This window comes from Paenarthrobacter sp. NPDC057981, assembly GCF_042886835.1.
In the GTDB taxonomy this organism is placed as follows: Bacteria; Actinomycetota; Actinomycetes; order Actinomycetales; family Micrococcaceae; genus Arthrobacter.
Window position 1 is genome coordinate 109,839 of sequence record NZ_JBHVQI010000008.1, and the last position, 21,584, is coordinate 131,422.

Annotated in this window: 16 protein-coding genes; 9 read left to right on the forward strand and 7 right to left on the reverse strand. The window is 63.1% G+C overall.

Features of this window, described 5'->3' with window-relative positions:
• Positions 1-14: 14 nt before the first annotated feature.
• The 3 genes from ACFVSI_RS10190 to ACFVSI_RS10200 all read right to left on the reverse strand — a co-directional run bounded on the left by ACFVSI_RS10190 (position 15) and on the right by ACFVSI_RS10200 (position 5,820).
• Entirely contained in the window at positions 15-1,274 is a 1,260-nt protein-coding gene (locus ACFVSI_RS10190; RefSeq protein WP_387822698.1) for a serine hydrolase domain-containing protein, read from the reverse strand.
• Between the two features lie 2 nt (positions 1,275-1,276).
• Complete coding sequence (locus tag ACFVSI_RS10195; protein ID WP_387822700.1) at positions 1,277-1,924, reverse strand: GDSL-type esterase/lipase family protein; 648 nt, start codon at positions 1,922-1,924, stop codon at positions 1,277-1,279.
• Positions 1,925-2,016: 92 nt separating this feature from the next.
• Entirely contained in the window at positions 2,017-5,820 is a 3,804-nt protein-coding gene (locus tag ACFVSI_RS10200; protein WP_262275387.1) for a multifunctional oxoglutarate decarboxylase/oxoglutarate dehydrogenase thiamine pyrophosphate-binding subunit/dihydrolipoyllysine-residue succinyltransferase subunit, read from the reverse strand.
• Between the two features lie 490 nt (positions 5,821-6,310).
• Here ACFVSI_RS10200 and ACFVSI_RS10205 point away from each other — a divergent pair, with 490 nt between their 5' ends.
• The 5 genes from ACFVSI_RS10205 to ACFVSI_RS10225 all read left to right on the forward strand — a co-directional run bounded on the left by ACFVSI_RS10205 (position 6,311) and on the right by ACFVSI_RS10225 (position 11,725).
• Complete coding sequence (locus tag ACFVSI_RS10205) at positions 6,311-7,660, forward strand: hemolysin family protein (protein ID WP_387822703.1); 1,350 nt, start codon at positions 6,311-6,313, stop codon at positions 7,658-7,660.
• Positions 7,657-8,724: a hemolysin family protein gene (locus ACFVSI_RS10210; RefSeq protein WP_387822706.1), complete on the forward strand. Its 1,068-nt coding sequence runs from the start codon at positions 7,657-7,659 to the stop codon at positions 8,722-8,724. The genes ACFVSI_RS10205 and ACFVSI_RS10210 overlap by 4 nt, the downstream gene beginning before the upstream one ends.
• 117 nt (positions 8,725-8,841) lie before the next feature.
• On the forward strand, positions 8,842-9,843 hold the full coding sequence (locus ACFVSI_RS10215) for a metal ABC transporter solute-binding protein, Zn/Mn family (protein WP_387822709.1): 1,002 nt from the start codon (positions 8,842-8,844) through the stop codon (positions 9,841-9,843).
• A 175-nt stretch (positions 9,844-10,018) separates the two neighbouring features.
• Positions 10,019-10,834 carry a metal ABC transporter ATP-binding protein gene (locus tag ACFVSI_RS10220; protein WP_387822712.1) on the forward strand — a complete coding sequence of 272 codons (816 nt, stop codon included), beginning with the start codon at positions 10,019-10,021 and terminating at the stop codon, positions 10,832-10,834.
• Entirely contained in the window at positions 10,835-11,725 is an 891-nt protein-coding gene (locus ACFVSI_RS10225; protein ID WP_387822714.1) for a metal ABC transporter permease, read from the forward strand.
• On the opposite strand, the gene ACFVSI_RS10230 is transcribed toward ACFVSI_RS10225, so the two are convergent.
• Complete coding sequence (locus ACFVSI_RS10230) at positions 11,722-12,198, reverse strand: Fur family transcriptional regulator (RefSeq protein ID WP_387822717.1); 477 nt, start codon at positions 12,196-12,198, stop codon at positions 11,722-11,724. The two genes, ACFVSI_RS10225 and ACFVSI_RS10230, sit on opposite strands and share 4 nt — an antisense overlap.
• Positions 12,199-12,291: 93 nt before the next feature.
• Here ACFVSI_RS10230 and ACFVSI_RS10235 point away from each other — a divergent pair, with 93 nt between their 5' ends.
• Positions 12,292-12,945 (forward strand): MBL fold metallo-hydrolase, encoded by a 654-nt coding sequence (locus tag ACFVSI_RS10235; RefSeq protein WP_387822720.1) that lies wholly within the window; start codon positions 12,292-12,294, stop codon positions 12,943-12,945.
• Here ACFVSI_RS10235 and ACFVSI_RS10240 read toward each other — a convergent pair.
• The gene (locus tag ACFVSI_RS10240; protein ID WP_387822723.1) at positions 12,942-14,024 is read right to left on the reverse strand and encodes a PLP-dependent cysteine synthase family protein; all 1,083 of its coding nucleotides are present in this window, start codon (positions 14,022-14,024) and stop codon (positions 12,942-12,944) included. The genes ACFVSI_RS10235 and ACFVSI_RS10240 overlap by 4 nt on opposite strands.
• 68 nt (positions 14,025-14,092) lie before the next feature.
• On the opposite strand from ACFVSI_RS10240, the gene ACFVSI_RS10245 reads away from it, so the two are divergent.
• Genes ACFVSI_RS10245 through ACFVSI_RS10255 form a run of 3 tightly spaced genes read left to right on the forward strand, consistent with a single transcriptional unit; the run spans position 14,093 to position 16,562 of the window.
• A complete protein-coding gene (locus ACFVSI_RS10245; protein WP_387822726.1) occupies positions 14,093-14,992 on the forward strand; it encodes a sulfurtransferase in 900 nt (299 codons plus the stop codon).
• Positions 14,989-16,137 (forward strand): NAD(P)-dependent alcohol dehydrogenase, encoded by a 1,149-nt coding sequence (locus ACFVSI_RS10250; protein WP_387822729.1) that lies wholly within the window; start codon positions 14,989-14,991, stop codon positions 16,135-16,137. Before ACFVSI_RS10245 ends, ACFVSI_RS10250 begins: the two co-directional genes overlap by 4 nt.
• Positions 16,134-16,562, forward strand: coding sequence for an HIT family protein (locus ACFVSI_RS10255; protein WP_387822731.1), 429 nt, complete (start codon positions 16,134-16,136; stop codon positions 16,560-16,562). Before ACFVSI_RS10250 ends, ACFVSI_RS10255 begins: the two co-directional genes overlap by 4 nt.
• 69 nt (positions 16,563-16,631) lie before the next feature.
• Here ACFVSI_RS10255 and hrpA read toward each other — a convergent pair whose 3' ends face one another.
• Together hrpA and ACFVSI_RS10265 are read right to left on the reverse strand one after the other, a co-directional pair.
• Positions 16,632-20,591: an ATP-dependent RNA helicase HrpA gene (gene hrpA, locus ACFVSI_RS10260; RefSeq protein ID WP_387822734.1), complete on the reverse strand. Its 3,960-nt coding sequence runs from the start codon at positions 20,589-20,591 to the stop codon at positions 16,632-16,634.
• On the reverse strand, positions 20,588-21,568 hold the full coding sequence (locus ACFVSI_RS10265) for a helix-turn-helix transcriptional regulator (protein WP_387822736.1): 981 nt from the start codon (positions 21,566-21,568) through the stop codon (positions 20,588-20,590). Before ACFVSI_RS10265 ends, hrpA begins: the two co-directional genes overlap by 4 nt.
• Positions 21,569-21,584 lie beyond the last annotated feature (16 nt).

Below are 21,584 nucleotides of genomic sequence, written 5' to 3' on the forward strand. Positions count from 1 at the left end.
CAAGGGCTTCCGGGTCAGGAGGAAGCGCGGTACAGCTTGCCGATCAGGGCGCGGGCGATCACCACGGCAGGATCCCGCCCGTCGGCTGCTGGTGCCAGGTTGGTCCAGACAACCAGCGTGACGCCGTTAGCCGGGTCGCTGCCCATGAAGGTGTTGAATCCCGGCAGCTCGCCCGTGTGGCCGTACAGCTTCCCGAACTTCGCTATTCCCAAGCCGTAGGAGGCGCCGTTGGGGTCCTCAGGTTTGGTAGGGAAGAAGGTCTCGAGGCGCCTTTTCTGCAGCTCGGCATTGAGGAGTTTCCCGTTGACCATCGCTTCGCCCAGGATTTTCAAATCGTCAGCGGTGGAAATCCCTGAACCGGCGGCCCATGCCCAGGATGGGTTCACGTCGGTGACGTCGTTGGGCGCCAGTGCGCCCGATGCCGCTTCCTTCTGCATGTCCTCGGGAAGTGCGGGATTGGTCATAGTCAGAACGTTGTCGCCATAAAAATAGCCCTTGGGGTGCGGGTCCGGAATGCTGTTGGACGAGGCGTCCGGGAAGACCGTGCCCTTCAAACCAAGGGGCTCGAAGATGCGTTCCTTGAACAACTGGCCCAGGGGCTTCCCTTCGACCTTCTCGGCAACCAGGCCCAGAAGCACTGTATTCGTGTTGGAGTAGTGGAACCCTTGTCCGGGAGCAAAATACGGGGGATGGGCAAAGGCCAATGCGAGGAGTTCTTCGGGCTTCCACTGCCTTTGCGGCTGGTTGTCCAAGGCCGTGTTGAGCTCAAGGGTTTCCGTGTAGTTGAAGAGGCCGCTTCGCATGGTCATCATCTGTTCCAGGGTGATTGCCTCACCGTTGGGAACATCAGGACGATACTTGGACACGGGGTCGCTCAGGGCAAGCCTGCCCTCCTGAACCAATTGCAGGACCACTGTGGTGGTCCAGGTCTTGGTGACAGAACCGACGCGGATGTGGTCCTCTGCCGACACCGGACGATCGGAGCCACGGACTCCTGTCCCGTAGGACGACGAGAGGTTCCCGTCCGGCGTTTGCAAGAGGACCACGGCGCCGGGCACCATCACTTCCTTGGCGGCGCGTTCGAACTCGGTGCGTAACGCGCCGGCGTCGAACGGCTGCAGGGCAGCTGACTGCGAGGGCGGAGAGACGGCGCTGCTGGAAGACCCAGCCGACGGAGCAGGGGGAGGGGAACTGCAGGAAACTGTGGATGCAACGACGGCAAGGACTGTTGCTGCCAACGATGCTCTTACAGAAAGCTGCGCGTTCCGCGTCATGGCTACTCCGGTTGGGCGATATTAAGCCACTGGAACCAGCCCCGGTGCAGTACCAGCCACGCAATCAATCCGTAGCCTGCCTGGCCCGGTGTTCCCCCATTGGCTGCGAGGTCCGTCCTCCACTGCTCATGATTGAGCAACGGGGAAAACGTGTCAACGTAGTGGTGGTTCCTGCGCGTAGTGACATCCGCGAAAGCCGTATTGAGTTCAGCGAGCCGCTTGTTGCGTGCTGGGTCAAGAGTGGGCGGCGGACCCACGACAAAGACCTCGACGCTGCTGTGGGAAGCCCCGTCAAGGATGTTCGCCAGGTTCAAGCGGCTGCGGGCCGTGGAAAGGCCAAACTCAAGGTCACGTCCGGACAGGCCTACCACCAAACGGTTCTCGTGGGTGTCGCTGAAGCGCCGGCCGGCCTCGTCCTGCCAACGGGCTGCCAGGCCCTCTGTGCCTTCCATGGGACAGGGGAGCGCAAAGCTTTCCACCACGACAGAGTCCTGGGGCGTGCGGGCAAGGACTCTGCCGAGCCAGCCCAGGGCGCGGGGATCCCCCAGGCCCGCAAGCAGTTCATCTCCAACAGCTGCGATGCGCAGCTTCCTGTCTTCCACGGTTACCTCTTCACACTCGTTGCGGTCCTTGCACATTGTCCGGATCATCAGCCGGTTTCAGGACCCGGGTTCAGTCCCATTAAACAGAACTGCCCGGCCTGAGGCGTGTTAATCGCTCCTCAGGCCGGGCAGTTTCGGTTTTACTTACGTTCGAATGCCTGCTTGATCAGGGCATCCTGCTCTGCGGCGTGGCGCTTCATGGAGCCGGCGGCGGTGGAAGCCGATGCCGGACGGGACACCAAGCGCAGCTTGCGGTCAAGCTCCGGTGCCAGGTTCAGGCCCATGAACGGCCACGGACCCTGGTTGGCGGGTTCGTCCTGGGCCCAGATGATGTCAGCGTTCGGGTACTTGGCGAGCTCGGCCTCGATCTCAGCCTTGGGCAGCGGGTAGAGCTGCTCCACGCGGATGATGGCGGTGGAGGTATCGCCGGACTTCTGACGGTTGGACAGGAGGTCGTAGTACAAACGGCCCGAGACCAGGATGACCCGGTCCACGTTTGCCGGCTGGACTTCCGGATCCCCGATAACCGGCTTGAAGCCGCCCGTGGTGAAATCTTCGACGGCGGATGCGGCACCCTTGAGGCGCAGCAACTGCTTGGGCGTGAAGATGATCAGCGGCTTGCGCGGACGGCTGTACGCCTGGCGACGCAGCAGGTGGAAGTGCGAAGCAGCAGTCGTCGGGTTGGCGACGATCATGTTGTCTTCGGCACACAGCTGCAGGAATCGCTCGATGCGGGCAGAGGAGTGGTCCGGTCCCTGGCCTTCGTAGCCGTGAGGCAGCATCAGGACCAGCGAGGAGCGCTGGCCCCACTTCTGTTCGGCCGAGGAGATGAACTCATCGATGATTGTCTGGGCGCCGTTGACGAAGTCGCCGAATTGGGCTTCCCAGAGAACCAGGGCGTCAGGACGCTCCACGGAGTATCCGTATTCGAAGCCCATGGCCGCGTATTCGGAGAGCAGGGAGTCGTAGATCCACAGCTTTGCCTGGTTGTCGGAGAGGTTGCCCAAGGGCAGCCACTCATTGCCATTGGCGCGGTCGTGGAAGACGGCGTGGCGCTGGACGAAGGTACCGCGGCGGGAGTCCTGGCCAGCGAGGCGCACGGGTACGCCTTCCATGATCAGGGAACCAAAGGCTGCGATCTCGCCAAAGCCCCAGTCAATGCCGCCTTCGCGGGACATCTGCTCGCGCTTCTCCAGGAGCTGCTTGAGCTTGGAGTGGACGGTGAAGCCTTCCGGAATCTCCAAGTGGGCCTTGCCGATGCGGGCAAGGGTCTCGGCGGAGATGGCCGTGGAGGTGGGCGAGTTGGTACCGAAATCGGCTTGCTGGGCGATCGGGCGCTCGATGTCCGAAACCGCCGCAGAGTCCGCAGTGATGATCGGGATGGGGGAGGTCTGCGCAGCGTGGGTCTCGGCGAAGACCCGCTCAAGGCGTTCCTGGTAGTCGCGGAGCAGCTGCTCGGCTTCCTCTTCGGTGATGTCGCCACGGCCGATAAGGGATTCGGTGTACAGCTTGCGGACCGAACGCTTCGCCTCGATGAGGTTGTACATCAGCGGCTGGGTCATCGAGGGATCATCGCCCTCGTTGTGGCCACGACGACGGTAGCAGACCATGTCGATGACGACGTCCTTGTGGAACCGCTGGCGGAACTCGTAGGCGAGCTGCGCAATGCGCACCACGGCTTCGGGGTCGTCGCCGTTCACGTGGAAGACCGGTGCCTGGATCATCTTGGCAACGTCCGTGGAGTACGTGGACGAACGCGAAGACGAGGGGGCGGTGGTGAAGCCCACCTGGTTGTTCACGATCACGTGGATCGTGCCACCGGTACGGTACCCGCGCAGCTGGGAAAGGTTCAGCGTTTCCGCCACCACGCCCTGGCCGGCGAAGGCTGCGTCACCGTGGACCATGATCGGAAGCACGGGGAAGGATTCGCCCTGGTCGAGGCGGTCCTGCTTGGCGCGGACGATGCCCTCGAGGACGGAGTCCACTGCTTCGAGGTGGGACGGGTTCGCGGCCAGGTACACCTTGGTCTGCTTGCCGTTGTCCGAGGTGAAGGTTCCCTCGGTGCCGAGGTGGTACTTGACGTCACCGGAGCCCTGGACGGATCGCGGGTCCTGGGTGCCTTCGAACTCGCGGAACACCTGGGCGTAGGTCTTGCCCGCGATGTTGGTGAGCACGTTGAGGCGGCCACGGTGGGCCATGCCGATGGCGACTTCGTCGAGTCCGTCGTCGGCAGCATCCGAGATGATGGCGTCCAGCAGCGGGATCAGCGATTCGCCGCCTTCGAGCGAGAAGCGCTTCTGGCCCACGAACTTCGTCTGCAGGAAGGTTTCGAAAGCTTCGGCTGCGTTCAGCTTGGAGACGATCCGCAGCTGCTCTTCGCGGCTCGGCTTGGAGTAGGGGTGCTCCAGCTGGTCCTGGAACCACTTGCGCTCAGCAGGCTCCTGGATGTGCATGTACTCAATGCCGGTGGTGCGGCAGTACGCATCGCGCAGAACACCGAGGATGTCACGGAACTTCAACATCGGCTTGCCGCCGAAACCGCCGGTCGGCCACTCGCGGTCAAGGTCCCACAGCGTCAGGCCGTAGGTCAGGACATCGAGGTCCGGGTGCTTGCGCTGGACGTATTCCAGGGGATCGGTGTCCGCCATGAGGTGGCCACGCACGCGGTAGGAGTGGATCAGCTGCTGGATGCGGGCAACCTTGTTGATCTCGTCAGCCGGATCCACCTGAAGGTCCGGGCTCCAGCGAACGGGCTCGTACGGAATGCGGAGGGCTTCGAAGATTTCGTCGTAGAAGTTCTGCGCACCGAGCAGGAGCTGGTGGACGAGCTTCAGGAACTCGCCGCTGCCTGCACCCTGGATCACGCGGTGGTCGTAAGTGGAGGTCAGCGTGAGGATCTTGCTGATGGCGTTCTGGGCGATGATCTTCTCGCTCGCGCCCTGGAACTCTGCCGGGTAGTCAAGTGCGCCGACGCCGATGATGGCGGCCTGGCCCTTGGACAGGCGTGGAACTGAGTGCACTGTGCCGATGCCGCCGGGGTTGGTCAGCGAGACGGTGGTGCCTGCGTGGTCGTCAGCGGTCAGCTTGCCGTTGCGGGCGCGCTTGATGAGGTCCTCGTAGGTGTGCCAGAACTCGGCGAAGTCCATGGTTTCGGCCTTCTTGATGTTCGGAACCATCAGGAGGCGGGTGCCATCGGGCTTGGGCATGTCGATGGCGATGCCGAAGTTGACGTGCGCGGGCTGCACGGCGCTGGGCTTGCCGTCAATCTCGTCGTAGTAGACGTTCATCGACGGGAACTGGGACAGCGCGCGGACCACGGCGTAGCCGATGAGGTGCGTGAAGGAAACCTTGCCACCGCGGGCACGGGCAAGGTTCGAGTTGATGACAACACGGTTGTCGATGAGCAACTTGGCCGGCACGGCGCGGACGCTGGTAGCAGTGGGAACTTCCAGGCTGGTCACCATGTTGGTGGCGATGGCCTTGGCCGGACCGCGGAGGACGGAAACGACATCCTCTTCCGGTGCCGTGGGGGCCTTGTTGCTCTTAGGCAGCTGGGCAGGGATTGGCTGCGCAGTGCTGCCGGCGGCGGGCTTCTTTGCACCGTCCCGGGCAACTGTTGCAGGTTCTTTCTTCGCCGGAGCGGGCGCTGCCGGAGCCGCAGGGGCGGCGGCCGGTGCCGCTGCGGGGGCTGCCGGCGCCGGTGCCGGAGCCGCTGCAGCCGGAGCTACGACGGGAAGTACTTGGGTAGGGGGATTGGCAGCTGCTGGAGCTGCAGAGGTTCCGTTGGAAGAAGTGCCGTCAGCGGAAGCAAAGGATTCGAAGAGGGGCCACCACTTGGTGTCCACCGAGTTCTTGTCCTGCTGGTACCGCTCGTACAGTTCGTCAACGAGCCACTCGTTTCCGCCAAATTCCTCTGGTAGACGGTGGCTGGGCTGCTCTGGCACTTGAAATACGCCTCTTCCATGAGTGTTGTTTTCCCGCTGGCCAAAGTTGCTTTTCCGCAACGATGGGACAGGGTCCGGGTCCCGCGAACTCAGACCCCTGACAGTCTAGTTAGGATCGTTGGTTAACTGCCAATAGTGGTGACCTAAATCATGTCGCTGTCGACTCAGTGGGTTGGACCAGCTTTTCGTGTTGCGAATTAAATCCTTTCATGGGCAGGCCCGAGTAAGCGGACTGTAGACTGAAGTTCTTATGGACAGTAAATCTAGGTGCCGGCCTGGGAACTGTCGGGGGAGCCAACCTGGCAACTCCACACAGCGTGCCCGTCGAGCCGGCAATACCCGTTCACATGCCCATCATGCGCCGGCGTTCACTGCCGGTGGTGCCGCAGACCATGCGTCCGCAGCACCCGGCCAGCCTCCGCCGGGGCGAAACCCCGCGCCGCAGGCCTTAACCCCATTGCACGTGCCTGCCCTTGGAGGGATGCGCTAAGTGGAATGGTTTCTTCTCCTGGCCGGTTTTGCCCTGATTCTCGGGACCGGCTTCTTTGTCGCAGTTGAGTTTTCCTTGGTTGCCCTTGACCAGGCAAGCGTCCAGCGTGCTGTCGATAACGGTGACCCCGCTGCGGCCCCCCTGCTGAAGTGCCTCAAGTCGCTCTCCACCCAACTCTCCAGCTGCCAGCTCGGCATCACACTGACCACGCTCTTGACGGGTTTCGTCATGGAGCCCTCTGTTGGCCAGCTGCTCCTGGGTCCGCTCGGATTGCTGGGTCTTCCCAGCGAGGTTGTCCACTCTGTCGCTTTGATCGTGGCAATGGCCTTCGCCACCTTGTTGTCGATGCTGCTTGGCGAACTGGTCCCCAAGAACATGGCCATCGCCCTGGCCTTCCCTTTGGGTAAGCGGCTCGCGCGCCCGCAGCTGATGTTTACCGCCGTCTTCAAGCCGGCCATCATCGTGCTGAACGGATTCTCCAACAAGGTCCTCAATCTGTTCGGCCTTGAGGCCAAGGAGGAGATCTCGGGGGCACGTACGCCGGCCGAGCTCGCTTCGTTGGTTCGTCGTTCGGCGGAGCTTGGCACGCTGGATGCGGGGACGGCGAATTTCGTGGCCCGGACCCTGAACTTCTCCGGGCGTACGGCAGCCGATGTCATGACGCCACGCATCCGCATGGAGACCATCGACGCCGACCAGTCGGTGACCGACATCCTCGACGCCGCACGGCGCACGGGATACTCGCGGTTTCCGATCATCGGCGATTCCACGGACGACATCCGCGGTGTGGTCCACGTGAAGAAGGCGGTGGCTGTTCCTGCAGAGCGTCGTGCCAATCTCCAGGCGGGCGCCATCATGACCGATATCCTGCAGGTCCCTGAGACCATCCACCTTGACGCCCTGCTCTCCGAACTGCGCGAGGGCAACCTGCAACTCGCCGTCGTGCTTGATGAGTATGGCGGCACGGCGGGAATCGCCACCCTTGAGGACCTGGTGGAAGAGATCGTCGGAGAGGTCGCGGACGAGCACGATAAAGTGCGCCCGGGAGTGCTGCAAAGCGCGACCGGCGACTGGTACTTTCCGGGCCTGCTTCGGCCGGACGAAGTATCCGAGCAGATTCCGAACCTCACAGTTCCGGACGAGTCCGCTTATGAAACCGTGGGCGGCTACGTCATGAGCCAGCTGGGCAGGATCGCCAAGGTGGGCGACGTCGTGGAGACACCGGACGGGACCCTGACGGTCACCAGGATGGATGGCCGCAGGATCGACCGGATCTGTTTCCACCACATTGTCCGGGATGACGGGCAAAGCGATGCCGGATCCACCCAGCACGAGGCAGGTGCCTTATGAGTGACTGGGTAGGAATTGTCTGGCTTGTCATCCTCCTGATCGGCAATGCTTTCTTCGTGGGTGCGGAATTCGCCGTCATGTCGGCGCGCCGCAGCCAAATCGAGCCCTTGGCCGAGGCCGGCTCCAAACGCGCGCAGACAACCCTGCGCGCCATGGAAAATGTGTCGTTGATGCTCGCCTGCGCGCAATTGGGCATCACCGTCTGCTCCCTCCTGATCCTTCAGGTTGCCGAGCCCGCCATCCACCATCTCCTGGCCGAGCCGTTGGAACTTGTCGGCGTGCCGGTTGAGTTGGCGGACGTCACCGCCTTCGTGATTGCGTTGCTGTTCGTCACGTTCCTGCACGTCACGTTCGGTGAGATGGTCCCCAAGAACATTTCGGTTTCTGTGGCGGACAAGGCCGCCCTTCTGCTGGCGCCACCGCTGATGTTCATCGCCCGCGTGGTCAACCCGGTCATCTGGAGCCTCAACTGGCTGGCGAACCACATCCTGAGATTGATGAAAATCGAGCCGAAGGACGAAGTCTCTTCTTCCTTTACGCTCGAGGAAGTGCAGTCGATCGTCCAGGAGTCCACCCGGCACGGCCTGGTGGATGACGAGACCGGCCTGTTGAGCGGCGCACTGGAGTTCTCGGAGCACACGGCCTCCCACATCATGGTTCCGTTGGACAAGCTGGTGGTGCTTAAGACGGCCTCGACGCCGGTGGACCTGGAGAAGGCGGTCAGCCGTACCGGCTTCTCCCGCTTCCCGATGGTGGACGACGACGGCGAACTCGCCGGATACCTCCACGTCAAGGACATCCTGTCCATCCCTGACGAGGGCCGCCGGCACCCCATCGCCGAGGGGCGCATCCGTTCGTTGGCCAACCTGTCTCCTGACGATGAAATCGAGCGGGCCATGTCCGTCATGCAGCGCACCGGTTCCCACCTGGCCCGCGTTGTCGGCTCCGGCGGGGACACCCAAGGTGTCCTGTTCCTCGAGGACGTCATCGAACAGTTGGTCGGCGAGATCCGCGACGCTACGCAGGCAACAGGCATCCGGCGCTTTGGTGCACAGGAAGCCTAGTTTCGACGACGGAAAGCGGTAAAGGGTGGGCAGCGCTGCCAGAGCGATGCCCACCCTTTTTCCTAAATAGGAATCATTCCTATTTAGGGCTACACTGGTTTTTGCCAGTAATTGTGTTTGATTCTCATTTTGAGTAGATCCGAGGTCTTCGTGCGTCGTTCCGCCGCCCGCCTGTCCGTAGCCGCTTCCGCAGGTATCGCAGCGCTCCTGCTTTCCTCCTGCGCCGGTAACGCCGGGGCCAACAGTCCCTCGTCTTCCGGGGCCATCGAGGTTGTCACTTCCACAAATGTGTACGGCGACATCGTGAAGGCGGTGGGCGGTGACAAGGTGAACGTCAGCGCCATCATCACCAAAACAAGCCAGGACCCGCACTCCTATGAGGCCAGCGCCCAAGACAAACTCGCGATTTCCAAGGCCAAGCTCGTGGTGGAGAACGGTGGGGGCTATGACGAGTTCCTGCACAAGATTGCCGACGAAACCAAGGTCGGCCACGACAACATGATCAGCGCAGTGGATCTTTCCGGGCTGGCTCCCGCAGAGGCGAGCCACAGCGAAGACGCACACTCCGAAGAAGGCCACAGCCACAGCCACGGCGACTTCAACGAGCACGTTTGGTACAACCTCGACGTCATGGGCAAGGTCGCCGACGCCGTGGCGGGCAAGCTCGGCAGCCTGGACGCGGCATCGGCCTCAACGTTCACGGGAAACGCCGATGCCTTCAAGGCAAAGCTCAAGGACCTGACCGGCAAGCTGGATGCCGTGAAGGCAGCAAACGAACATGCACCTGTGGCGATCACCGAGCCTGTTCCGCTGTACCTCCTGGAAGCTGCGGGCCTGGAGAACAAGACGCCCGAGGCCTACAGTGCCGCAGTTGAAGAGGGCTCTGACGTTCCGCCCGCCGTCATGAAGGAAACCACCGATCTTCTTAGCGCCGGTTCAGTCCGGTTCCTTGCGTACAACGAGCAGACGGCAGGCCCCCAGACCGAAACCGTCAAGCGGGCCGCCGAGTCCGCAAAGGTGCCGGTGGTGAACTTCACTGAGACCCTGCCCGACGGCAAGGACTACATCCAATGGATGACCGATAACGTGGAGTCGGTTTCCTCCGCGCTCAAGAAGTAGCGTTTTCCCGCTTCCACAAATGCGGTGAAGGGCCCGGCCGGCGTCCTAAGATGTTCAGGATGGCTGCGGGGCCTTTTGCCTGCCGCCACCGAGGCCTGCCAACAACCACGCCGGATGCCCCGGGCCGGCACCCAACAAACTACGTTCCCAGCAACGTATGGATAGAGGACAACTTTTGACACCCGTAGTGAGCCTCCGCGGAGCCAGTCTGCAGTTCGGCAAGAGGACACTCTGGAAGGACCTTGACCTCGACATCAACCCGGGCGAGTTCTTTGCCGTCCTGGGGCCGAACGGCAGCGGCAAGACCAGCTTCCTGAAGGTCCTCCTGGGTTTGCAGGAACTTCACGCGGGAACGGTCTCCCTGGCGGGGCATCCGGTGGAACGTGGCAGCAAGCAGATCGGTTACATTCCCCAGCAGAAGTCCTTCGCACCGGACACCCCCTTGCGTGCACGCGATTTGGTGGGCTTGGGTATGGACGGCCATCGCTGGGGGATGCGGCTCGCATCCGGAAAAGTCAATCAGCGCATCGACGAACTGCTCGAACTGGTAGGAGCCTCGGACTACGCCAAGGTACCGGTTGGCCAGCTTTCCGGAGGCGAACAGCAACGGCTAAGGGTGGCCCAGGCACTGGCCACCGAACCCCGGATCCTGCTCTGCGACGAGCCGTTGCTGTCCCTGGATCTTCACCACCAACAGGGCGTCAGCTCCCTGATCAACAAACAATGCCACGAACGGAACAGCGCCGTGGTCTTCGTGACGCACGAGATCAATCCAGTCATCGAGTATGTGGACCGTGTGCTGTACCTGGCCGGTGGCCAGTTCCGGGTGGGAACCCCGCAGGAAGTCATGACCACGGACGTTTTGTCCGAACTGTACAACAGCCATGTGGAGGTCATCCACACCAACGGAAGGATCGTCGTCGTCGGTCTTCCGGACGCCACCACGCACTTCCATGACGATGCCCATGCGACCGCCGGGGAGGAGCTCTAAGTGGACGTGGCCGAAATCCTGCAGACCATCTTCAACTTCGAGAACTACGGCGAATTGCTGGTCCTCGTCCAGAATTCGCTCTGGGCCGGCGCTGTCCTTGGATTGCTCGGCGGCCTGGTGGGCACGTTCGTGATGAAGCGTGACCTGGCCTTCGCGGTCCACGGGATCTCCGAACTGTCCTTTGCTGGTGCGGCCTTTGCGCTGCTGATCGGTGCCGATATCATCCTCGGCTCCCTGATCGGTTCGGTGGCGGCAGCCGTCCTGCTGGGCTTCATGGGAGTCCGGGCGCGGGACAAGAACTCGATCATCGGCGTCATCATGCCCTTCGGGCTGGGCCTGGGGATTCTTTTCCTGGCGCTCTATGAAGGCCGTGCAGCCAACAAATTCGGGCTCTTGACCGGCCAGATTGTCTCCGTGGACACCGTCCAGTTGCAGGCCCTGGCCGGAACCGCTGTAGTGGTGATGATTGCGTTGATCGCTATCTGGCGCCCCCTCAGCTTCGCCAGCGTGGATCCGGAGATGGCCGAAGCCCGCGGTGTTCCCGTGCGGGGCCTGGCGATCGGTTTCATGGTCCTGCTGGGCGTCAGCGTGGCCCTGTCCATTCAGATTGTTGGCGCGCTGTTGGTGCTGGCTTTGCTCATCACCCCGGCCGCGGCAGCCTTGCGGGTGACTACCTCGCCCAAGCTGGTGGTCGTTTTGAGTGTCGCGTTCGCCCTGACCTCCACGGTGGGGGGCATCCTCCTCGCCCTTGGCAGCCGCATCCCGATCAGTCCCTACGTGACGACGTTGTCTTTCCTGATCTACGTGGTGTGCCGGATCATTGGCAGGCTGCGGGTGGACCGCGGCTTGAATGGCCGGGTCACGCGTGACCAGCCAGCCCGGGCGCTCTAGAGCTGTCCTGCGGCCTTCTTGGCAGTGCACTCGGGGCACAGGCCAAAGATTTCCACCGTGTGGGCCACTTCCGTGAAGCCGTGTTCGGAAGCCGTGCGTGCGGCCCAGGTCTCGACGGCGGGGGCTTCGACTTCCACGGCCTTGCCGCAGTTGCGGCACAGCAGGTGGTGGTGGTGCCCGGTGACGGCGCAACGCCGGTAGACGGCTTCGCCCTCGCCGTTGCGGAGGACATCAATGAGGCCGTCGTCGGCCAGGGACTGCAGAATGCGGTAGCTGGTGGCCAAGGACACCGAGATGCCCTTGTTCTGCATCAGGCGATACAACTCCTGGGTGCTGACGAAGTCATCCAATTCGTCCAAGGCGGCGCTGACGGCCAGGCGCTGCTTGGTGACGCGCTGCTCCTTGACTCCGCCGGTGGCCGGAGCAGCCGGCCTGCTCGGGTCGGTCGCGGCGGAATTGGTGCCGTGTGGCATGGAAAGCTCACTTCCGTGGGGATGCTGGCAAACTTCGATTTTACCAGTTGGCGATGCTTGGAAACTGTCACGGGCGGCCCATAGGCTGTCCCCATGAAGCTCACCAAGTACACCCATGCCTGTGTCCGGTTGGAGAAGGATGGAAAGGTCCTGGTCATCGATCCCGGCACCTTCTCCGAATCGGAGGAGGCGTTGGAGGGAGCCAGCGCTGTGCTTGTCACCCATGAGCACAATGACCACATCGACCGGCCCGTAGTGCTGGCTGCCCTGCGAAGCAATGGTGCACTGGAAGTGTACGCACCCGCAGGTGTGGCGGCCGCGCTGAAAGAAGACAGCGACGTGGCTGAACGCGTGCACTCTGTTGATCCCGGCTCAACTTTTGACGTGGCGGGTTTCGGCATCCGGACTTTTGGGGGACAGCACGCCGTGATCCACCCGCAGATTCCTGTCGTGGCAAACATCGGTTACCTGGTGGATGGGAACGTATTCCACCCCGGGGACTCGTTTGTGGTTCCGGACGGGATCAGTGTCCAGACGCTCCTTGTTCCCATCAATGCCCCCTGGTCGAAGGTGGGGGAGGTAGTGGACTTCGTGATCTCGGTGCGCGCACCCAAGGCCTTCCCGGTTCATGACGGATTGCTCAATGACCTGGGTCGCGGCATCGTTGAAGGCCACGTGACAAGGATCGGTGCCCGCTACGGCACGAGCTACAGCAAGCTGGCACCGCGCGATTCGGTGGAGGTTTAGCCCGTCCAGACTCCTGTGTCGTGGAAGCGGTTCAGCACTTGCTCGTGCGGAACCGGGTCCAGGCCATGGGCAGCCAGCCACCCGGCGTCGTAATAGCTGCCTACGTATCGGTCACCGGCGTCGCACATGAGCGAAACGATGCTGCCCTTGCGGCCCTCTGCCACCATTTGTGCCACCAGCTGCCAGACACCCCACAAGTTGGTGCCTGTCGAAGGTCCGGCGTGGAGGCCCGTGAGTTTGCGGAGGTGGCGCATGGCCGCAACGGAGGCGGCGTCAGGAACCTGGATCATGTGGTCAATCACCGCCGGCACGAAGCTTGGTTCCGAGCGGGGGCGGCCGATGCCCTCGATACGTGACGGGAGCCCCGTGGCGGTAGCTGCATTGCCGTCCCTCCATGCCGGGTAGAAGGCGGAGTTTTCCGGATCAACCACGGCCAGGTGGGTGGCGTACCTGTTGTAGCGAAGGTAGCGGCCAATGGTTGCGCTGGTTCCGCCGGTTCCGGCGCCCACGACGATCCATTCCGGCACGGGGTGCTCTTCGAGTGCGAGCTGTTCAAAGATCGATTCTGCGATGTTGTTGTTCCCACGCCAGTCCGTGGCCCGCTCAGCGTAGGTGAACTGGTCCATGTAGTGGCCGCCGGAGGTCCGGGCGGTTTCCTCGGCAACGGCGTAGACCTCCGAGGCATGGTCCACCAGCAGGCATGAGCCGCCAAAGTCCTCGATGAGCGCAATCTTCTCGGGACTGGTGGTCTTGGTCATGACAGCGATGAACGGCAATCCGATCAGCCGGGCGAAATAGGCCTCTGAGACAGCGGTGCTGCCGCTGGAGGCTTCCACGATGGTGGTTCCCTCGGTGATCCATCCGTTGACCAAGCCGTACAGGAACAACGACCTCGCCAGGCGGTGTTTCAGGCTGCCCGAACGGTGCGTGGACTCATCCTTCAGGTACAGCTGCACACCCCAGTGCTCGGGAAGCGGAACGGCGTAGAGGTGCGTGTCCGCCGAGCGGTTGTTTTCGGCCTCAATGGTGCGGATGGCCTCGCTGGCCCAGGTTCTGTCCTGAATACACGAATTGGTCACCGGATAAGCCTAGGCTGGAAACGTGGTTCCGGCAGCACCGGCGCCCGCATCCCGACTAAGGAGAACGCATGGCCACCCTGATGACTGTCCCGGAACTGCACCAGCGCCTTGAATCAGGAGAGCGGACCGTACTCCTGGACGTGCGGTGGATCCTGGGCCGGACTGACGGACACGCGAACTACCTCACCGCCCACGTGCCGGGTGCGGTGTTCGTTGACCTTCCCACGGAGCTGGCAGACCATGCCGAGGCAGGACGGGGCCGACACCCCTTGCCCTCCCCGGAACGCTTCCAGGAAACTGCGCGGCGGTGGGGCATCAACGACGGCGACACGATAGTTGCGTACGACGACAGCGGGAGCATGGCGGCAGCCCGCGCCTGGTGGATGCTTCGCAACGCCGGTGTGGAGTCCGTTCACCTGCTCGACGGCGGCCTGGCCGCCTGGCGTGCCGCCGGCCACCCGCTGGAGGCAGGCGAGGTGACCGCCGCCGTCGGGAATGTTTCCCTGGGAGATGGCCGAATGCCGTCCATCACCGAGCTGGAGGCGTCACGGTGGAGCCGTGCTGGAATCCTGTTGGATGCCCGGGCAGGGGAGCGGTACAGGGGTGAGGTCGAACCGGTCGATCCCAGGGCCGGGCACATCCCGGGCGCCCTGAGCGCGCCAACAACGGAGAACGTATCTTCGGAGGGCAAATTCCTCCCGCCTGAGGAGTTACGGCGCCGTTTTGAATTCCTGGGCCTGGACGAAAACTCCAATGTTGCCGTCTACTGTGGCTCCGGCGTTACGGCTTCCCACGAGATCGCCGCCCTGGAGATTGCGGGCTACAGCGCCGCGTTGTTCCCCGGTTCCTTTTCGCAGTGGTCGAACAACGCAGCGAACGATGTCGCCGTGGGAGACGCGCCGTTCGAAGACGGCGCCGATGCCTCAAGTAGCATGAGCCGCGCCGACGGGAGTAGCGTCGAAGCATGAATCCTGGACGCCCCGTGCCCCCACCCCTCGCGAAGACCATCACCCTGGATACCACCGAAGCTCCCGCCGGGGTGCTGGCTGCGGCGTATGGTGCCACCTCGCCCGAAAGCGGCCTGGTGCCGTTGACAGTGGCACGCCGCGAGCCTGGTGAGGACGACGTGGAGATCGCCATCGAATTCTGCGGCTTGTGCCACTCGGATGTCCACGCGACCCGGGGAGAGTGGCGGGTGCCCCCGTACCCGCTGGTGCCCGGCCACGAGATTGTTGGCCACGTAACCCGTGTGGGAACCGCTGTGGAGGACTTCTCCGTGGGTGACCGTGTGGGAGTCGGTTGCATGGTTGACTCGTGCCGCGAATGCGACAGCTGCCTTGAAGGCCTGGAACAGTATTGCGAGCGCGGCAACGTCGGTACCTACGGCGCTGCCGATCCCCGCCATGCCGATGCCATCACCCAGGGCGGCTATTCGACGTCGGTAGTGGTGGACAAGCGCTTCGTGCTGCGGGTACCCGAGTCGCTGGACCCGGCAGCAGCGGCACCACTCCTGTGCGCGGGAATCACCACCTATTCACCGTTGAGGTACTTCGACGTCGAAGAGGGCGACTCCGTAGGAGTGGTCGGATTGGGCGGACTGGGGCACATGGCCGTCAAGATCGCCAAGGCCATGGGGGCGGAGGTCACGGTCTTCACTACTTCCGAGTCCAAATTCGATGCCGCCCGAGAACTCGGAGCGGACCACGTGGTGCTCTCCAAGGATGCCGACGCGATGGAGGCCGCCAACCGGAGCATCGACGTCATCATCGATACCGTTGCCGCTCCCCACGACCTCAACCCGTACTTCCGTACGCTCCGGCTCGATGGGGCGCTCTTCCAGCTTGGCCTTCCCGCCGACGAGATGCCTCCGGTCAGCCCGGGCCTGCTCATCCGACGCCGCCTCGCCTACGCAGGCTCGTTGATTGGCGGGATCGAGGAGACCCAGGAGATGCTGGACTTCTGTGCAGAGCACGGGGTTGCAAGTGACATCGAAATCGTTGGGGCGGAACAGCTCAACGAGGCCTATGACCGCATGGTGGCCGGCGACGTGAAGTACCGATTTGTGCTGGACACCGCAACACTGCAGGAACCAGCCGAAAGGGCAGACGCATGAGTACCTTGTTCACCAGGATCATCAACGGGGAGATTCCGGGCCGCTTCGTGTGGAAGGACGCAGAAGTAGTGGCGTTCCTGACCATCGCCCCGATCACCCAAGGCCATACGCTGGTGGTCCCGCGCGAGGAAGTCGACTCCTGGACGCACGCTACCCCCCAGCTTTTGGCCAAAGTCATGGATGTCGCCCAGAGCATCGGCAAGGTCCAGGAAGAGTTGTTCTCAGCCAAGCGCGTGGGTGTCCTGATGGAAGGTTTCGAGGTGGACCACCTCCATGTCCACGTGTGGCCCGCCTATTCCACCGCAGATTTTGAGATCCACAACGTCGACCACAACCCGGACCCGGCCGTGATGGACGCGACGGCTGTGAAGTTGCGTGCGGCGCTGCGGGCGGCCGGGCACGGCGAGGCTGTCCCGGAAGACTGATTCCCTTCCCAGTTAACCCGGCGGTGCTGTAAAGGCGCCGCCGGGTTTTTCGTCTCCGCCCGTGGCTCGCTACGCGGGGGCGAGCGCCTGGTTCAGCGCCGTGCGGATCCGCTTCTCCGACACGGAGTAGGCCGTACCGAGCTCCACTGCGAAGAGACTGACGCGCAGCTCCTCGATCATCCAGCGCACCCGGGTTAACTCAGCGCCGGCCCGACGTCCGGGGAGCAGCGCGGACACGGCGTCGTCATAGTCGTCCTCCAAGGCCTGAACGGTGCCCATGTTGAGGCTGTCACGCTGCACATTGCCAGGCAGCTTTTCCAAGCGCTTCTCCATGGCCTGCAGATACCGCGGCAACTGGCTGAGCTGTGCGTAGCCCGTTTGTGCCACAAAACCCGGGAAGACCAGCTGCTCCAGTTGGCTCTTCATGTCGTTGAGCGCACTGATCAGCGGCAGGCTTGCGTTGGATTTGAGTGCCTTCTGGATGCGTCGGGTACTGGCCAGGATACGTTCGACGACGGCGGTCACCGTGAAGACGGTATCGATCAGTTCTGCCCTGACGACTTCGTAGAGCGCATCGAAGGACTGCCGGTCCCATGGCAATTCCTGCGGAACCAGTTTGTCGATCGCAGCCAACGCGCAGTCAGCGATCAGGGCGCTGACTGACCCATGCGGATTCTGGCTGAAGGTCAGTTTCTCGGTGTTGCTGAGGTGTTCGAGCACATAGCGGTCCGGGGAGGGGATACGCAGGGCCAGCAACCGGATGACGCCGCCTCGCATGGCTGATTCCTGTTCGGCCTTGGTCTGGAATACGCGCAATGCCACGGATTTGCCCTCGTCCATCACGGCCGGGAACCCGGTGACTGCGTGGCCTTTGATGGTCCTGCTGACCTGGCGGTCCACGGTGCCGAAATCCCATTCCGTGATTCCGGTCCGTTCTGCCACCGCGCGCTCGGCCGAGGTCGGGGTGTCGCCCGGTGTGGAGCTGCCGGAGGCCGGTGTGGCCTGGCCGCCCGGCGCGACCGAACCGTTCCCCCGTGAGGCGCGGGACGTCGTCGCGGGCGTAGCTCCCAGCGACTCGGCGATGGCGCGGCGGGTGGCCGGGGCAAGTCTTTCCTTCAATTGGGCCAGGTCCTTGCCCTCGTCCAGCACTTTGCCCTTGCTGTCCACCACCTTGAAACTGACACGCAAGTGGGGCGGCACGGCCTCCCAGTTCCACGAGCCCGGCGGAATGATGTGCCCTCGAAGCCGGCGCAGCACCAGCTCCAAGGAGGGCTCCAGCTCGTCGACCTCGGGATCGAAGCCGGCTTCCAAGGCTTCGGTGGCCTGCCTGGCGACATCCGGCGCGGGCACAAAGTTCTTCCGGACCTGCTTGGGCAGCGACTTGATCAGGGCTGTGACAAGGTCCACCCGCTGGCCCGGAATCTGCCAGCGGAACGGGGCGTCGTCCAGTTGGTTCAGGAACAGCACCGGAACCTCGGCGCTCACGCCATCGGACGGATTCGGAGCAGAACCCGGCGCCACGGGGTGGAACTCATAGCTCAGAGGCAGCTCAAAGCCCTTGTGAACCCAGGTCTTCGGATATGCGGAGTCGTCCAGGGCTTCGGCGTCTTCGCTCATCAACAGCGACTGGTCGAAGTCCAACAGATGGGGGTCGGACTGGCGCGCGTCCTTCCACCACTTGTCGAAATGCCTTTCGGAGACCACGTCTTTGCCGACGCGGGCATCGTAAAACTCGAACAGGGTCTGGTCGTCCACCAGGATGTCCCGTCGGCGCATGCGCGTTTCGAGTTCCTCGATTTCCTGCAGCAAGGCCCGGTTGCGATGGAAGAATTTGTGGTGAGTCCTCCACTCGCCCTCCACCAGGGCATGGCGGATGAACAACTCACGGGAGAGCTCGGGATCGATGCGCCCGTAGTTCACCCGGCGGTTCGGAATGATTGGAACGCCGTACAGAGTGACTTTTTCATGGGCAAGCACTGCACCCTGGCGTGATGACCAATGCGGTTCGCTGTAGGTGCGCTTCACCAGGTCAGGGGCGACTTGCTCGGCCCACAGTGGATCAAACTTCGCGGCAACACGCGCCCACAGCCTGCTGGTCTCCACCAGTTCAGCGGCCATGACGTACGTAGGCGACTTCTTGAACAATGCCGAACCAGGGAAGATCGCGAACCGGCTTCCCCGGGCGCCTGCGTATTCGCGCTTGCGCTCGTCCAGCAGGCCAATGTGGCTGAGGAGGCCCGACAGCAAACTGATGTGGATGCCCTCGTAGTTTCCTACGGGGTCGGCTTGACGCTTGTTGTCGAGGCTGATGCCCAGGGGCTTGGCCAGTTGGCGGAGCTGCGTGAACAGGTCTTGCCACTCGCGAACACGCAGGTAATTGATGAATTCGTTGCGGCAGAGTCTGCGGAACTGCGTGGAAGAAAGTTCGCGCTGCTTTTCCTGGAGGTAATTCCAGAGGTTGAGGTAGCCCGTGAAGTCGGAGATCTCGTCCCGGAAGCGTGCATGCTTCTCCGCCGCCAGCTGTTGCTTGTCAGTCGGCCTTTCCCTGGGGTCCTGGATGGTCAGGGCCGCGGCGAGGATCATGACCTCCCGGACGCACCCCCGCTTGCCGGCCTCGACGATCATCCTGCCAAGCCGGGGATCGACGGGAAGTTGGGCGAGTTTCTGTCCGACGGCGGTCAGTCCACCGCCGTTGCGGGCGTTGCCGCGGGCATCAGGGGATTTTTGGGCGCTCAAGGCGCCGAGTTCGCGAAGCAGCGTTACGCCGTCGTTGATGGCCCTGGTCTCCGGCGGTTCCACAAACGGGAAGTTCTCCGCGTCCTTGGGTCCGCGGGCCACCCCCATGGCAGTCATTTGCAGGATCACCGCGGCGAGGTTGGTCCGCAGGATTTCCGGATCCGTGAACTGAGGGCGTGACTCGAAGTCCTCTTCCGAGTACAGGCGGATCGCGATGCCTTCGGACACTCGGCCGCAACGCCCTGAACGCTGGTTGGCCGATGCCTGTGATACCCGCTCAATGGGCAGTCGCTGGACCTTGGTCCGGTGCGAATACCGGGAGATGCGGGCCGTGCCGGTGTCGATGACGTACTTGATGCCGGGAACCGTAAGCGAGGTCTCCGCCACGTTGGTCGCCAGGATGATGCGGCGCTTGCCTCCGGGGTTGAAGACGCGGTGCTGCTCCTGAAGGCTCAAACGCGCAAACAGGGGAAGGACTTCTGTGCCAGTCAGGCGCCGGTTGCTTTGGATCCGGCCGTTGATGGCCTCGGCGGCGTCGCGGATTTCGCGCTCGCCGGAGAAGAAGATGAGGATGTCTCCCGGGGCTTCCTTGGCCAGTTCGTCCACAGCGTCGCAGACGGCGTCGAGGGGATCGCGGTCCTCCTCGAGCTCGTCGTCGGAGCTCTCGTCATCGGCATCGAGGGGCTGAGACAGCGGCCGGTAGCGGATCTCCACCGGGTAGGTACGGCCAGAGACCTCGATGATGGGGGCAGGCTCGTCATCGCTGCCGAAGTGCTTGGCGAAACGCTCGGGATCGATCGTGGCCGAGGTGATGATGATCTTCAGGTCGGGGCGCTGCGGGAGGATCCGCTTGAGGTAGCCGAGGATGAAGTCGATGTTGAGGCTGCGTTCATGGGCCTCGTCGATGATGATGGTGCTGTATTTCCTGAGCAGCTTGTCCCGCTGGATCTCTGCCAGCAGGATGCCGTCCGTCATGAGCTTGATTTTGGTGGCGGCACTGACCTCGCCGGTAAAACGGACCTGGAAACCAACCTCCTGGCCGATTTCGACGTCGAGCTCCGAGGCAATGCGTTCGGCGACCGTCCGGGCTGCCAGGCGACGCGGCTGGGTGTGCCCGATCAGTCCTTTGTCGCCAAGGCCCAGCTCGAGGCACATCTTGGGGATCTGTGTGGTCTTACCGGATCCGGTCTCGCCGGCGATGATGGTTACCTGGTGTGCGGCGATGGCCGCCATCAGATCCTCGCGGCGCTCGGATACCGGCAGCTCTGCGGGATAGGAAATGTGAAGTGTCATGGCTGCTGCCAGTCTACTGTGGCCGGACCGGCGGCAGCATCGAGCCTGCGGGAGAGGTGCCGGGCGAAAGAGCGGAATTCCTCGGGTTCAAGAATTTCGAAGTCCAGATCCAACGCCGCGAGGTAGGCTGCCGGAGCGGCGAGGTTGTCCCATCCGGATCGCAGGATTGTCGCCGCCGGCCCGTCGGCTGTCAGCGTCGCGTACTGGGAACTGACGACGGCGGACGCCTCGGCGAGCGGCGCGCGGAGCCGCACCACGACGTCGAACCTGTAGGGCGAGCGTGTAATGGACTGTTGCACGTACGCTGCCAGGTCCTCCGCCGGCAAGGGACGGGGCGTGTACTTCCTGCGTTGGCTCGGCAGGGACGCAAATCTGTCTGCCCTGAACGTTCGCCAATCCTCTCGCTCCACATCCCAGGCAACGAGATACCAGCGGCGCCCTGTGTCCACCAAGCGGTAGGGTTCGACCAAGCGCCGTGAGGCCTCGCCGTCGGACGTGACGTAATCAAAGGAAATCTGGCGCCGATCCGATATTGCCGCCGAAACCACGGTCAGTTGTTGGGGATCGACGCTTGCTGCGTTGCTGGGAAGCGATGTGACCGCCGCCTTGAGCATGGCGAACCTGGGCCGGAGTCGGGAAGGGAGGACCTGCTCCACTTTGGCCAGGGCACGGACGGAGGCTTCCCCGATGCCCGCAACCGGTCCTGCAGCAACGGAGTTCAGGCCCAAGGCGACCGCCAGGGCTTCGTTGTCATCAAGGAGCAAGGGTGGCAATTGCGCCCCCGCACCCAGCTGGTAGCCGCCAGCGATCCCGGGGGAGGCGTGGATGGGGTACCCCAGGTTCCGCAGTTTGTGGATGTCCCGGCGAACCGTCCGCTCGGTCACTCCCATACGGTCGGCGAGATCGGGCCCCGTCCATTCCCGGCGGACCTGCAGCAGCGACAACAGCTGCAGCAGCCGGGCGGAGGTTTGAATCATGCAAGTGAATCTAGTC

What these genes read in the sequence shown, in the direction of transcription:
- ACFVSI_RS10190 (WP_387822698.1), bottom strand. Translation starts at nt 1,274, where the DNA reads ATGACGCGGAACGCGCAGCTTTCTGTAAGAGCATCGTTGGCAGCAACA.
- ACFVSI_RS10195 (WP_387822700.1), bottom strand. Translation starts at nt 1,924, where the DNA reads ATGATCCGGACAATGTGCAAGGACCGCAACGAGTGTGAAGAGGTAACC.
- ACFVSI_RS10210 (WP_387822706.1), top strand. Translation starts at nt 7,657, where the DNA reads ATGAGTGACTGGGTAGGAATTGTCTGGCTTGTCATCCTCCTGATCGGC.
- ACFVSI_RS10230 (WP_387822717.1), bottom strand. Translation starts at nt 12,198, where the DNA reads ATGCCACACGGCACCAATTCCGCCGCGACCGACCCGAGCAGGCCGGCT.
- ACFVSI_RS10235 (WP_387822720.1), top strand. Translation starts at nt 12,292, where the DNA reads ATGAAGCTCACCAAGTACACCCATGCCTGTGTCCGGTTGGAGAAGGAT.
- ACFVSI_RS10245 (WP_387822726.1), top strand. Translation starts at nt 14,093, where the DNA reads ATGGCCACCCTGATGACTGTCCCGGAACTGCACCAGCGCCTTGAATCA.
- ACFVSI_RS10250 (WP_387822729.1), top strand. Translation starts at nt 14,989, where the DNA reads ATGAATCCTGGACGCCCCGTGCCCCCACCCCTCGCGAAGACCATCACC.
- ACFVSI_RS10255 (WP_387822731.1), top strand. Translation starts at nt 16,134, where the DNA reads ATGAGTACCTTGTTCACCAGGATCATCAACGGGGAGATTCCGGGCCGC.
- hrpA (WP_387822734.1), bottom strand. Translation starts at nt 20,591, where the DNA reads ATGACACTTCACATTTCCTATCCCGCAGAGCTGCCGGTATCCGAGCGC.
- ACFVSI_RS10265 (WP_387822736.1), bottom strand. Translation starts at nt 21,568, where the DNA reads ATGATTCAAACCTCCGCCCGGCTGCTGCAGCTGTTGTCGCTGCTGCAG.